Origin of the sequence: Halomonas sp. CSM-2 (assembly GCF_002119345.1) — a bacterium.
Lineage (GTDB): Bacteria > Pseudomonadota > Gammaproteobacteria > Pseudomonadales > Halomonadaceae > Vreelandella > Vreelandella janggokensis.
Genome location: NZ_NBYR01000002.1, coordinates 197,288 through 210,416 on the forward strand (window position 1 = coordinate 197,288; position 13,129 = coordinate 210,416).

9 protein-coding genes are annotated in these 13,129 nt (G+C 60.0%); 3 read left to right on the forward strand and 6 right to left on the reverse strand.

Annotated features, from left to right (window positions below; all coding sequences use genetic code 11):
* Nucleotides 1-61 precede the first annotated feature (61 nt).
* Nucleotides 62-865 (forward strand): indole-3-glycerol phosphate synthase TrpC, encoded by an 804-nt coding sequence (trpC, locus tag B7L15_RS02430; protein WP_085917525.1) that lies wholly within the window; start codon nt 62-64, stop codon nt 863-865.
* On the opposite strand, the gene B7L15_RS02435 is transcribed toward trpC, so the two are convergent.
* The 4 genes from B7L15_RS02435 to B7L15_RS02450 all read right to left on the reverse strand — a co-directional run bounded on the left by B7L15_RS02435 (nt 862) and on the right by B7L15_RS02450 (nt 8,952).
* Nucleotides 862-4,005 (reverse strand): efflux RND transporter permease subunit, encoded by a 3,144-nt coding sequence (locus tag B7L15_RS02435; protein WP_085917456.1) that lies wholly within the window; start codon nt 4,003-4,005, stop codon nt 862-864. The two genes, trpC and B7L15_RS02435, sit on opposite strands and share 4 nt — an antisense overlap.
* A gap of 18 nt (nt 4,006-4,023) precedes the next feature.
* Entirely contained in the window at nt 4,024-5,100 is a 1,077-nt protein-coding gene (locus tag B7L15_RS02440) for an efflux RND transporter periplasmic adaptor subunit (protein ID WP_254902834.1), read from the reverse strand.
* Between the two features lie 74 nt (nt 5,101-5,174).
* Complete coding sequence (ydiJ, locus tag B7L15_RS02445) at nt 5,175-8,273, reverse strand: D-2-hydroxyglutarate dehydrogenase YdiJ (RefSeq protein WP_085917458.1); 3,099 nt, start codon at nt 8,271-8,273, stop codon at nt 5,175-5,177.
* Between the two features lie 88 nt (nt 8,274-8,361).
* The gene (locus B7L15_RS02450) at nt 8,362-8,952 is read right to left on the reverse strand and encodes a DUF4202 domain-containing protein (RefSeq protein ID WP_085917459.1); all 591 of its coding nucleotides are present in this window, start codon (nt 8,950-8,952) and stop codon (nt 8,362-8,364) included.
* A gap of 162 nt (nt 8,953-9,114) precedes the next feature.
* On the opposite strand from B7L15_RS02450, the gene serS reads away from it, so the two are divergent.
* A complete protein-coding gene (gene serS, locus B7L15_RS02455; protein WP_085917460.1) occupies nt 9,115-10,392 on the forward strand; it encodes a serine--tRNA ligase in 1,278 nt (425 codons plus the stop codon).
* Here serS and B7L15_RS02460 read toward each other — a convergent pair.
* A complete protein-coding gene (locus tag B7L15_RS02460) occupies nt 10,337-11,170 on the reverse strand; it encodes an SIMPL domain-containing protein (protein ID WP_085917461.1) in 834 nt (277 codons plus the stop codon). The two genes, serS and B7L15_RS02460, sit on opposite strands and share 56 nt — an antisense overlap.
* A gap of 204 nt (nt 11,171-11,374) precedes the next feature.
* Here B7L15_RS02460 and B7L15_RS02465 point away from each other — a divergent pair, with 204 nt between their 5' ends.
* Nucleotides 11,375-12,478, forward strand: coding sequence for an AI-2E family transporter (locus B7L15_RS02465; RefSeq protein ID WP_085917462.1), 1,104 nt, complete (start codon nt 11,375-11,377; stop codon nt 12,476-12,478).
* 44 nt (nt 12,479-12,522) lie between these two features.
* On the opposite strand, the gene trxA is transcribed toward B7L15_RS02465, so the two are convergent.
* Nucleotides 12,523-12,906, reverse strand: coding sequence for a thioredoxin (gene trxA / locus B7L15_RS02470; RefSeq protein WP_139839338.1), 384 nt, complete (start codon nt 12,904-12,906; stop codon nt 12,523-12,525).
* Nucleotides 12,907-13,129 lie beyond the last annotated feature (223 nt).

The following is a 13,129-nucleotide window of genomic DNA, read 5'->3' on the forward strand; positions in this document are numbered from 1 at the left end:
AAAGATTAATTTTAAAAAAATAGTTTTAATGAAGGTTAGTTTTAAACAAGAAGAGATCACCATGACTCAACAGGCAACGCCGACTATTTTAACGCGCATTCTGGACCGCAAGGACCAGGAAGTGGCCGAGCGCCGCCAGGCCGTTTCGGAAGCCGACCTGCTGGCGCTGGGTGAAAAGCAGAGCGCGCCCAGGGGATTTACCGATGCGCTTAATACTCGCATCGCCGCCGGGGATGCCGCTATCATCGCCGAAGTTAAAAAGGCCTCGCCTTCCAGGGGGGTGATTCGTGAGGAGTTCCACCCGGCGGATATCGCCAAAAGCTATGCCCAGGGCGGCGCGGCGTGTCTGTCCGTTCTCACCGATGCGGATTTTTTCCAGGGCCACGAAGATTACTTGATCGCCGCGCGTGATGCCTGTTCGCTGCCGGTGATTCGCAAGGATTTCATTACCCACGGCTATCAGGTGTCCGAGGCGCGGGCGATCGGGGCTGACTGTATTCTGCTGATTGTCGCCGCGCTGGACGACGCCCAGCTTCGTGACCTGAACCAGCAAGCCATCGCCCTGGGCATGGACGTGCTGGTAGAGGTCCACGATGCCAACGAGCTGTCACGGGCCATGGCGCTGGATCTCAAGCTGATCGGCATCAACAACCGCAACCTGCACACCTTCGAGACCAGTTTGAACACCACGCTGGAGTTGCTGCCCAGTATTCCAGAGGGAGTCACGGTGATAACGGAATCGGGAATCCACACCCGTGACGACGTGGAACTAATGCGTGACCACGAAATTAACGGCTTCCTGGTGGGTGAGGTCTTCATGCGTGAAGCCGACCCGGGTGCAGCCCTCAAGCAGCTGTTTTTCTAATCCGGCTGTCGCTTAGTCCGCCGGCTAAGTACCGCCACGGTAAGCGCCGGTAGAAAGGTGACGGTGACGATGGCGGTGCCCAGCAGCCCGAACAGCACGATGGCGCCGACGCCGCGATACAGCTCGGTGCCCTCGCCGGGTAAAAACACCAGCGGCGATAGCCCGCACAGCGTGGTCAAGGTGGTCATGGCAATGGGCCGCAGGCGGCTCTCCACGGCGCTGTATACCGCATCGCGTCCGTCCATGGTCGTCTCGCGCAGGTTGATGCGTGCCTGATGGACGACCAGTATCGGGTTGTTGACCACAGTGCCCATGAGGATCAAAAAGCCCAGCATGGTGATCATGTCGAAAGGCTGGCTGATGGCGTTCAAGCCGATACGCGGCAGCATCGCGCCCACGCTGTTCATCAGCCACAGACCGACAATCCCTCCGGCGGCGCCGAGGGGGATGGTCGCCAGAATCAGCAGCGGATAGCCCCAGTGGGCAAAAATCGCCACCAGCAATAAATACACGATCGCCAGGGCAATCAAGCCGTTGCCGGTGAGAGACTGGCGGGTGGCATCGAGCTGGTCGCCCGCACCGCTTACCGTGATATCGATACCGCCAGGTAGCTCGCCCTGATCGCGCATGGGCTCGATCACTTCGCGCTGCATCCGTTCGATACCCGCTTCCAGCGCCACGCTGCGCGGTGGGATCACATTCAGGGTCACGCTGCGCCGGCCATCAACCCGGCGTAGGGTGGCGGTGCCAACGGTTTCTTCGATATCGGCGACGTCGTTCAGCGGTACGTTGAAGCCGGCAGGCGTATGCAAGGGCAGGCTGGCCAAGCGGTCGAGGTCGATATCGCCGGCCTCCGGGCCATAGCCGTAAAGATCAATCTTCTCATCGCCTAGGTAAAAATCGTCCAGGTACGACCCGTTGGTCAGCACGGCAATCGCGGTGCCCAGAGCCTCGGTATCAAAGCCCAGCTCGGCGGCGCGCTCCCAGTCCGGATAAATCTCGATCAACGGCTGGCCCAGATCCAGCGCCGAGGGGCGGGATTGAATACGCGGGTTGTCGAAGGTCGCCTGGGCGCGTTCGTAAATACGATTGGCCGTTGCGTAGAGGGTTTCCAGGTCATTACCGGCAATATCCAGCGTGATGCTGCGCGTGCCGCCGTCGTTACTCGAGATGATCGAGCCGCGCGCGGCAAAGGCGCGCATATCCGGGTAGGCCTCGTAGCGTGTGGTGAGGGCGTCCATCAGCGCCTCGATATGATTGGGGTCGATGGTTTCGGCAATGATGCGCAGGCTCTGCGCTTCGGCCTGGATGCCCATGGTGCGGATGGGGGGCACGTCGGTGACGCCGCGTTCAAAGTCCTCAGGGTCGGCGCCGACGTGGGGTTCGAGTTCCCGCTGCAGGTCCTGGGCGATGGCGTCCATGGTGGCGAGGTTGTAGCTTGCCGGGGCGTTCATGCTGGCGAAGGTCTTGGCTTCCTCGCCCTCGGGCAGGTATTCCGCAGGCGGCGTCAGCCCGACAAAAATCGCCACACCGCCAACGATGCCCAACACCACGGCCGCCGTGCGCCGCGCCGTGCTTTTGATCATGCGGTCGACCACCCACAGGCAGGCGCTCATCCAGCGCGGGCGAGTGCCATTGCCGTTATCGCGGCCCCGGAAATCGATATGCGCGCCGAGCGTGGGGATGACGGTAATGGCGACCACCATCGAGACCAGGATCGAAGTGGAGATCGCCACGGCAATATCGGAATACAGCTGGCCGGCTTCCTGCTCGATAAAGAAAATCGGCACAAACACCAGAATCGTGGTCAGCGTCGAGGCGAGCACTGCCGACCAGACCTGCTTGACGCCTTCAAGCGCCGCCTGGAAACGGGCCAGCCCGCGCCGCCGTTGGGTCTCGATACTTTCGAGCACGACAATGGTGTTGTCGATGGTCATGCCGATAGCAAAGGCCACCCCGGCCAGGGAAATTACGTTCAGGGTGCGCCCGGCAAGCAGAAGGCCGAGAAATGCCGCAATGGTACAGATGGGAATGCCGATGATGCCGGCGAAGGTGGCCCGGGCCGAGCGCAGGAAGGCGTACATCACCAGAGTGGCAAACAGCGCCCCCAGGCCCAGGTTGACCCAGACGTTGGCAATCGAGGACTCCACGTAGCGAACGTCGTCGCTGGATAGGATCATCTGCATGCCCTGTTCGGCCAGCAGGCCTTCATTCAGAGCCTTCACCTCGTCCAGCATGGCGCGCTTGATGTCGATGACGTTGGCCCCCGGCTCGCGACGCACCTGAACGCTCAAAACTGGCTCACCAGTCGAGTTGTAAGAGCGCGAGGTCAGCTCGGCGTAGGACTGCTGCACCTCGGCAACGTCGCCAAGCCGTGTTACCTCATCGCCCTGGCGGTCAAGGATCAACGCTTCCAGGCTCTCGACATCCTCGAAACGCCCGACGGTGCGCAGCAGATAGCGGCGTTTGCCACTTTCCAGTTGGCCACCGGAGACGTCCTGGTTGCGTTCCCGCAATGCGTTCTGGATATCACTGATGCTGATGTCGCGGGCGGCGAGGGCGTCGGGGTCGAGCAGTAGTTGCATCTGCCGTTCGGCGCCGCCGGAGACGGTGACCTCCGACACGCCGCTAACGCTTTCCATGCGCGGGCGCACGTTATCTTCCAGATAGTCGCGCATGGCTGGCATGTCCAGATCGCGCGGATTGCCTTCGCGGGGGCCGACGTTGAAGTACATGAACGCATTGGCCGAAAACGAGTTGGCGACGATGCGCGGCTGGTCAACGTTGGTGGGGTAGGAGGGCACCTGGCTCAGGGCGTTGTTGACCCGAATGAGCGTTTCGGTGAGGTCAACGCCAAACGGAAATTCCAGCTCAACCTCGGCGCTGCCGCTGCTGGCGGTGGATTCCATACGCTGCAGGTTGGGGACGTTGCGTAAATACTCTTCCTGCTCGATGAGGATATCCTTTTCGATATCCTGCGGGTTGGCACCGGCCCACTGGGTTTCAACGCCAATCACCCGGGTTTCCAGGTCGGGAATCATTTGCACGGGAATCCGCCAGATGGCGGCAATGCCCACGATCAGCAGAATCAGGGTGACGACACTGACCAAAATGCCGTGACGGATGATGGCGGCAAACATGCGCGAGGGCGCTCCTTGTTAATCGTCGTCGATAAGGGACAAGGTCTGCCCCTCTTCCAGGCGTTCGTTGCCGACCACAATGACGCGATCGCCCGCCTCGATACCGTCCAGCACCGCAACGTTGCCTTCGTGGCCGCTGCCGATCTCCACGCGTTGTTCATAGGCGCGCCATGCGTCGTCTTCCTGGCGGGCCAGCCATACGCTCACGCTGCCGTCCGGGCGGCGGATCAAGGCATCGCGGGGGACGCTTGGGCCTGTCTCGCCTTCAAGCAACAGCCGCCCTTCGAGCGCCATGCCGGGCAGCAGGCTGAGGGCTTCAGCAGGCTCGGCGCGCAATAGGAACTGGCGGCTGGTGGCGTCCTGGGGTACCCGTGCCTGGGGGCGGGCGGCGTACCATCGGGTATCGCCTTCCAGCCGGATCTCGAGAGTGGCGTCATCCATGCGGCCATAGGCCGAGAAAGGCACAGGGAAGTCCAGTCTCAAGGCGTCAATGTCGACCAGCGTCATCAGGGTGTCCCCGGGCGTGACCCATTCACCCAGCTCGCTGTCGCGCTGGGTGATCAGCGCATCGAAGGGCGCGGTGATGGTGTGGCGGGCCACGCGTAGCTCCCAGAGCGCGTATTCGGTCTGCCGGGCGTCTAGAAGGGCCTCGGCCGCTGCCAGCGTGTTTTGCCGCCGGCGCTGTTCGCTGACCGCAATATTTTGTTGTGCGGAGAGCTGGTTGGCTTCGTTGAGGCGCTGACGGGCATCGTCGCGATCAGCGCGGGCCTGATCGATATTGGCCTGGGCGCGCTGGCGCTCCAGCTCGGCTTCACGGCTATCCAGTGCCATCAGCCGTTCACCCTGGCTGACCCGGTCGCCGAGGGCGACGTCAAGGGACGCGACTTGGCCCGCTTCGGCGCTGGAAAGCTGCGAGGTGCGCGGGGCGGAAACGCTACCGGTCAGACGCAGCGTCTCGATACGCGGGGTGTCTTCAACCCGCTGGGTTTCGACTCGGGCGTCCTGTGCGGCGGCCACGCCGATGCCACCCATCAGCAGGGCCAGTGTCGTGGCGCACGCCCGAAGGGCGCGAGCGATAGTCAACAATCGTCGCAAGATGATTCCCCGGCTCTAGGATTGCGCCCAGCATGCCAGAATCAAACGGTCGGTTGGCGTTGGTGGTATCAACGTTATCCGCGCTTGAGCGCGCTCAATAGCGCCTGCAGCGGGTGAGGCAGCACCTGGCTTGAGTAACGCTTCACCTGGCTGCGACAGGAGTAGCCTGTCGCCAGTAGCTTGCCCGCATTCTCTTCGGCTTCCACCTGCGGCTGCCAGGACTGCGCGTAGATGACCTTAGAGGTCGCCACGTTGCGGGTTTCATGGCCGTAGGTGCCGGACATGCCACAGCAGCCGGTACTGACCAGTTCAAGCTCCAGCCCGAAGGCGGCGAATACCTGCTGCCATGCCTTGGGGGAGCCCGGCGCATTGGTGCTTTCGGTGCAGTGGGAAAGCAGTTTGAAGCTGGGGTCGCTCAGTTCCACCGGGCGGCTAGGCAGGGTGTTGAGGCGGGTGGCCAGCCACTCCTGGAGCATCAGCACCTCGGGCACCGCCGCGCTGCCCAGCGATTTGACGTACTCCTGGCGGTAGGTGAGGGTCATCGCCGGGTCGATGCCCACCAGGGGGATGTCAAAGTGCGCCAGCGTACGCAGCCGCTCGGCCTGTTTCCGCGCCGTGCGTTCGAACGCTCCCAGGAAACCCTGGACGTGCAGCGGCTTGCCGTTGGCGGAAAACGGCATGACGAACACCCGCAGGTTGAGCCGCGACAGCAGTTCGACGATATCCATCACCAGCTTGGCTTCAAAGTGGCTGGTGAACGCGTCCTGCACGATGATCACGCTGTTGGCGCGCTGCTGTTCGGTGAGCAGCGCAAGCGAGGTCGGTGTGGCCTCGGCCACCCCCCAGGCGCGCAGCTTCTTTTTCAGGTTGGCCCGGGACAGCGCCGGGGAGTCGCTGATGCCTACGCCTTTGCGCATCAACTGCTCGACCCAGTGCTGGCCCATGATGGCGTTGTACAGCGGGGCGGCTCTGGCAAAGGTCGGCAACATGAACTCGGTGCCGCCGATGACATAGTCCCGCAGCGGGCGCAGGTAACGACCGTGGTAGACCTCCAGAAACTGCGAGCGGAACTGCGGTACGTTGACTTTGACTGGGCACTGCCCGGCGCAGGATTTGCACGCCAGGCAGCCCGCCATGGCGTCATAGACCTCATGGGAGTAGTCGTGGTGCTGCCTGCGGCTCAGCGTGTTGGCTACCCGCCGTGGGAAGTGCTTGATAAAGCCCCAGCTGCTTTCGGCTTTTTTCCTGCGCGACTCTTCCACCACGTCGATACCCGCATTGGACTGCAGGCGTAGCCACTCACGGATCAAACTGGCGCGGCCCTTGGGGGAATGGCGGCGGTCGCGGGTGGCCTTCCAGGAAGGGCACATGGGGTCGTCGACGTCGTAGTTGTAGCAGGCGCCGTTGCCGTTGCAGTAGACCGCGGCGTCGTAGGCCTGCCAGGCCCGTTCATCGATGGTGCGGTCGAGCTGGCCGCGCATCGGCACGCTGTCGATGGTGAGCAGCTCCGGGTCGTGCTCCCGGGCGATCAGCTTGTCCCCTTCACCAGGGGAGGCGATCTTGCCGGGGTTGAGCTGGTTATAAGGGTCAAACGCGGCTTTGACTCGCTGCAAGCTGGGGTAGAGCTCACCAAAAAATGTCGGCGAGTATTCCGATCGGACGCCCTTGCCGTGCTCGCCCCATAAAAGCCCCCCGTATTTCTGGGTGAGCGCGACCACTTCATCGGAGATTGCCCGAATCAGCGCTTCCTGAGCCGGGTCTTTCATATCCAGCGCCGGACGAACGTGCAGTACCCCAGCATCCACGTGGCCAAACATGCCGTAGTCAAGCCCCCGGGCATCCAGCGCCGCGCGGAATTCGGCAATATAGTCGGCCAGGTGCTCGGGCGGCACCGCGGTGTCTTCCACAAACGGCAGCGGGCGCTTTTCGCCCTGAACGTTGCCCAGAAGCCCCACCGAGCGCTTGCGCATGCCGTAGACGGTCTGGATCTGACCGCGACCTTCGGCCAGGGTGTAGCCCAGCCGCTCGACGGTGGCATCATGGCGCAAATGCTCGGTGAACGCGCGAACCCGCCGGGCCAGCGCATCGGGGTCGTCGTCGTTGAACTCGACCAGGTTAATGCCGCGAATGGCGGTGTCACCGGCCGGAAAAAATTCGGCCACGCTGTCCCATACGAAGTCGTCCATGGCGAGTTGCAGCACGGTGTCGTCGATGGTTTCGATGGACGTGGGGCGAGCGCTTGACGCCATCAGTGCTTTGGCGTCACGCAGGGCCTCCATAAAACCGGCGTAGCGAACGTTCACTAGCGTCGAGTGCTTGGGAATCGGCAAAACGTTCAATACCGCTTCGTTCAGAAAGCCCAGTGAGCCCTCTGAGCCGCAGAGCAGGCTGTTGAGGTTGAGCTGGCCGCTATCGTCACGCAGGTGGGCCAGGTCATAGCCAGTCAGACAACGGTTGAGCGGCGGGAAGGTGGTCTCGATCAGTTCGCGCTGCTGGTCGATAATCTTGGCGGCAGTGGCGTGGATCCGGCTGAGAATGCCTTCTTGCGCGCATTCAGCGGTTTCTTCTTCAACGCTCAGCGGGCGACTATGTAAGTGCTTACCCCCCAGCAGCACCGTGTCGAGTTCAAGCACATGGTCGCGGGTCTTGCCGTACTCGCAGCTGCCCTGGCCGCTGGCGTCGGTGGATATCATGCCGCCAATGGTGGCGCGATTGGAGGTTGAGAGCTCCGGCGCGAAAAACAGTCCGTGAGGCTTGAGCGCGGCGTTGAGCTGGTCTTTGACCACGCCCGCCTGGACGCGCACCCGGCGATTATCCGCGTCGATCTCGATAATCTGGTTCATGTGGCGGGAAACATCCACCACAATGCCGTCGGTCAGCGACTGGCCGTTTGTGCCGGTACCGCCCCCACGTGGGGTCAGTACGATATTGCGATGGGGCACTTCGCCCGCCAGTCTGGTCAGACGCTCCAGGTCTTCGGCGTGCTTGGGGAAGACCGCCGCCTGTGGCAGGCGCTGGTAAATCGAGTTGTCCGTCGCCAGTACCGTGCGGTTGGCGTAATCCGGCGCGATCTCGCCTTCAAAGCCACGCGTTTTCAGCGCCTCGAGAAAACGGACGTAATGGGCGCCCAGGCGTTCAAATGGCGTGGTGCGTGAATCCAGAGATGCAATCATAATTGATCAGGTCGTCACTGCCGAAAGCGGAAAAGAGAAGACAGCTACTTTACCGCAGCGTCGCCGCTGGTGCATCAGGGCGGCGGCGTTATGCCTCGCCCAGGGCTTCTTTGACCAGCGCGGTCGATGATGGCGACATGGGCAGCGTCAACGCCAGCTCATGGGCACGCGGGGACATTTTACGCCAGGTCATCTGTACGATTCGCACCATATGATCGTGCTCGACCTTGCGCGAGAAATCGGCGAAGTAGTTTTCCAGGAACACCAGGCAGGCACAGTCTTCCAGCGCCTGTACCTCGGGATCACGCCCCAGACCTTGCTTGCCGATCATTGCCGCGACGCGTTTGGCCTCCTCAACGCTGTAACCGGCTTTCTCCATCAGTTTGGCAGTAGTTTCGCCTGCCCGTTTGCCTTGGTCGCGCCGCCAGGTCAAATAGCCCACCCGTCCTTTATCATAGTCTTCGCGGGGGACCTGCCAGCGCTGCAAGTGCTGGGCGCGTACCGCCAGTTGCAATAGCTCGCCGGGTGCATCAAAAACAGATTCCAGCCACTTGCTCATCCGCTGGGCATAAGCCAACTCCTGAGGCATGGTGGTGCCATCGTCAAGCGTGGTGGAACGCGGGTCCTGGGCATGAAGCGCATCAATGGCGTCGAGTGTTTGCTCAAAAGCGGAGGTCATTTGAAGCTCGCTTGGCTAATCAAGGTCGATACGCTTATGTTAGCAGTGCTGCGCGCAGCAGGATAACCCCATAGCCCCCCGCCGTGCTTTTGCCTACAATAGTTGCCTTTGTTGTCGGCGCTTTGCGCCGTGGTTCACTGAATTCAGGCCAAGGGATACCTCATGCTCGATCCGAAACTGCTGCGCGGTGATCTTGATGCGCTGGCGCAACAACTGGCACGCCGGGACTTTGTATTGGATAAACAAGGACTTCAGGCGCTGGAGTCCCGCCGTCGCGAGCTGCAAACCCAGACTGAGCAACTGCAGAACGAGCGCAATACCCGCTCCAAGGCAATTGGCAAGGCGAAGGCCAACGGTGAGGATATTCAGCCGCTACTGGACGAGGTCAGTGACCTGGGCGAGCGCCTGGATGCCGCGAAACAGCAGCTGGCGGAGGTGCAGGCCGAGTGGGACGATGTGGTCAGTGGGATTCCCAATATTCCCCATGACAGCGTGCCGGAAGGCAAAAGCGAAGACGATAACGTTGAACTGCACCGTTGGGGCACGCCTCGTACATTCGATTTCGAGGTGCTGGATCACGTTGATCTGGGCAAGCAGTCAGGCTATCTCGATTTTGATTTGGCTTCCAAGATCACCGGCGCACGCTTTGCAGTGATGCGCGGGCCGGTGGCGCGTCTGCATCGCGCACTGGCGCAGTTCATGCTGGATACCCAAACCGAGCAGCACGGCTACGAAGAGTGCTATGTACCGTACATGGTCAACCGCGCATCGCTAACGGGCACCGGCCAGTTGCCCAAGTTTGGCGAAGACTTGTTCCGCCTGGATGATGAGCGTGAATACCACCTGATTCCTACCTCGGAAGTGCCGCTGACCAACTTTGTGCGCGATGAAATCGTTGACCTGGCAGCGCTGCCCATGAAGCTCACTGCGCATACGCCGTGTTTTCGTTCTGAGGCGGGCTCACACGGGCGCGATACTCGGGGCATGATCCGCCAGCATCAGTTCGACAAGGTCGAGATGGTCCAGATTGTCGAGCCGGACAAAAGCTATGAGGCGCTGGAAGAAATGCGCGGCCATGCTGAGGCGATCCTGCAGGCGCTTGAGTTGCCGTATCGCGTGGTGACGCTGTGTACCGGCGATATGGGTTTCGGGGCGGCGAAGACCTACGACCTGGAAGTATGGCTACCCAGTCAGGATACCTTCCGCGAAATTTCCTCGGTTTCCAACTGTGAGGAATTCCAGGCGCGGCGTATGCAGGCGCGCTTCCGTCATCCGGAGGCGAAAAAGCCCCAACTGTTGCATACCCTGAACGGCTCAGGGCTGGCAGTTGGGCGTTGCCTGCTGGCGGTGCTTGAAAACCACCAGCAGGCGGATGGCTCGGTAGTTATTCCTGAGCCGCTACGTCGGTATCTGGGTGGGCTGGAGCGTCTGGCCCTTTAAGCGCCCATTCCACGTTAACGCCTGCTTCTATGCGGATGGTCCCAGGGCGGTATTCGCGGCTGGGGCTATCATGGGTATCGGCACTGACGCTGCCTTCCGCACGCATGGACATCATGCGGGGTTGAAAAATGGGCGATTGGGTTTCTTCAATGTGCTGAACATGACCGAGGTTAGTCTCCAGCGTTCCGGCCATTCGCTCGGCCTTGTGCCGGGCTTTTTCCAGTGCCTTGACCAGCGCTTCGTCGGTAGCAGCGTCACGGTCCTGCAGGTCGAATTGCACGCCGTCCAAGGCGTTCACGCCTGCATCCATCAAGGCGTCCAGCACGTCACCAAGCTGGTCGATATCCGTCAATTCGACGGTAACCGGGCGTTCGAGCCGCGTGCGTTGCAGCGTTTCACCCTCGCCATTACCGCCACGCGGACCTGATACCTGTTCAGGGTAAATATTCAAGGAACCGGCGCTGATCGCATCGCGCTCAAGGCCGCTATCTTCCATGGTGTTTATCAGCTCGCTGGCCCGGCGTTCAAGACGCTCCCGTGCAGCGGTTAATTCCTCGCTGTCGGTGTCTTCAAGGCTTGATAGTGCGGGCGTCTTTTCCCATAAACGGGCATTGAGGGTGGCTTTGTCAGGCGCGACCTCAACAAAGGATTGAGCTTGTACATGTAAGCTCGGGGGCGTTGGGGCTGCCTGGGCCATCGGAATGCTGATCAGGGTAAGTAGTGCGCCGACGGCGAGGCGTTGGCGTAGTGGTGTTTTAGAGGGTAAGCGACATTTCATTGGTAACATCCCTATTATTGCGTGTGCGCTAGGCACATGGCGGAGGAGAAAGAGTAAGACTAGACTCTGCTTGGAATGCGGTAGGCCAAAGAAAGTTCAGCCGTAGCGGTGTGGTGGAAAGTTGTTGCTAGAAGTTTGCACGCTTGGTGCTAAATTCCGTTGTCTTCTGGTTTAGAAGGCGATATTGCTTAGGGATGGAGGGGTATGTCGAAGTTATCGGATGAGGGTTACCGCAGTATTCCGTTGAATGCCACGCTGGCCATGGCGGCTTTGGTGGTCATTATGGCGGGCATGAAAATGGGCTCGGATCTGCTGGTGCCACTGCTGCTCGCCATTTTTATCGCGGTGGTATGCACATCCCCCGTGCATTGGCTGAATCGTTGCGGGCTTAGCTTACGGCTCGCCGTGTTTCTCACCTTGATTTTCATGCTGGTGTTTATATCGCTGATCGGCCTGCTGGTGGTGAACAGTTTCAGTACCTTCATTCAAGCCCTGCCTGATATTGAAACGCGTCTCTACGAGCACTACTGGGATATATTAAATGCGTTGGCCTCGCGCGGCCTGGCGATAGATCCTGATCAGCTAAGCTCGATGCTGGAAATGGAAGGTGAAGGGTCCTGGATGCAAACCTTGCTGGGAGAGCTAGGCAATCTGTTCATGCAGAGCAGCATTGTCGCGTTGCTGGTTATTTTCTTGATGTTCGAAACGCTGAATTTTCGCGATAAGGTGTCGCGGGCCTTGGAAAACCCGGCGCCGAGTTTGAAGCGTTTCAGCGAATTCAGCTTGACGTTGAAGCGCTACCTCGCCGTAAAGACGGTGATTAGCCTGGCGACGGGGATTTTGGTATGGCTTTCTTGCCTGATGGTGGGGGTTGAGTTTCCGCTGCTTTGGGGGGTGCTGGCCTTTGCGCTCAACTTTATTCCCAATATCGGTTCCGCGATAGCCGCGATTCCACCGGTATTATTGCTGCTGGTTTCTCAGAATGGAGGGATCTGGGAGGCATTGCTGCTGGCATCCACTTACCTGGCAATCAATTTCGTGCTGGGTAACTTGGTTGAGCCGCGGATCATGGGGCAGGCGCTGGGGCTTTCCACCTTTGTGGCGTTTTTATCGCTGGTGGTATGGGGGTGGGTATTCGGGGTTGCCGGGATGTTGCTGTCGGTCGTTTTGACCATGACGCTCAAGATAGCCTTGGACAGCCACCCGCAAACGCGATGGATGGCGCATTTATTGGGTCCAGGCAGTCGAAGAGGGGAAAAATCCAGCAAGCTGGACGCTCGGCGACCGCCTTGGTTAAGACGTCACTGAATGGAATCGTAAAAACCGCCGACGTAGTCGGCGGTTTTTTTACGTCAAGCGTTCTGGTCAATAAACTGGGTTAGCTGCGATTTCGATTGAGCACCCACCAGCGATGCCACCTTGGTGCCGGCTTTAAACAGCATGACGGTAGGAACGCCGCGGACGCCTTGCTCTGCCGCGATCTCGGGGGCGTCATCAACGTTCACGCTGACCACCTTGAGGTTTTCGCCTTGTTCGTCGGCGACTTCATCGACCACCGGCGCCATGACTTTGCAGGGGCCACACCAGGGGGCCCAAAACTTCAGTAGGACTGGCTGTTCGGCGTTGAGGACTTCCTGCTCAAAATTGGCGTTAGTAACATCAACATTAGTAGCCATTTGCTTCTCCCGTTTGCGTTGCTCTTGCTGTTTCGTTGCCTCAAATGGAGCAACGGTCATCACGCGATTACATAGCGCATTTCATCGCGCCAAGTCGGCAAATGTTAGCGGGCGAAACGGGGTGTGGCAAATGCGAACGGCACGAAATCGATAAAATAGTAAAAAGTAATAGGTGCTGCTAGGGCCGTTTTTTTATACTATAAAGGCATTATAGCGATTTTTTTTATTCTAATAATGGTTGTGTGAGCCAAGTGCAAAGGCAGCGCTTGTCGTTTCAACGCAA

What these genes read in the sequence shown, in the direction of transcription:
- trpC (WP_085917525.1), top strand. Translation starts at nt 62, where the DNA reads ATGACTCAACAGGCAACGCCGACTATTTTAACGCGCATTCTGGACCGC.
- B7L15_RS02435 (WP_085917456.1), bottom strand. Translation starts at nt 4,005, where the DNA reads ATGTTTGCCGCCATCATCCGTCACGGCATTTTGGTCAGTGTCGTCACC.
- ydiJ (WP_085917458.1), bottom strand. Translation starts at nt 8,273, where the DNA reads ATGATTGCATCTCTGGATTCACGCACCACGCCATTTGAACGCCTGGGC.
- B7L15_RS02450 (WP_085917459.1), bottom strand. Translation starts at nt 8,952, where the DNA reads ATGACCTCCGCTTTTGAGCAAACACTCGACGCCATTGATGCGCTTCAT.
- serS (WP_085917460.1), top strand. Translation starts at nt 9,115, where the DNA reads ATGCTCGATCCGAAACTGCTGCGCGGTGATCTTGATGCGCTGGCGCAA.
- B7L15_RS02460 (WP_085917461.1), bottom strand. Translation starts at nt 11,170, where the DNA reads ATGAAATGTCGCTTACCCTCTAAAACACCACTACGCCAACGCCTCGCC.
- B7L15_RS02465 (WP_085917462.1), top strand. Translation starts at nt 11,375, where the DNA reads ATGTCGAAGTTATCGGATGAGGGTTACCGCAGTATTCCGTTGAATGCC.
- trxA (WP_139839338.1), bottom strand. Translation starts at nt 12,906, where the DNA reads ATGACCGTTGCTCCATTTGAGGCAACGAAACAGCAAGAGCAACGCAAA.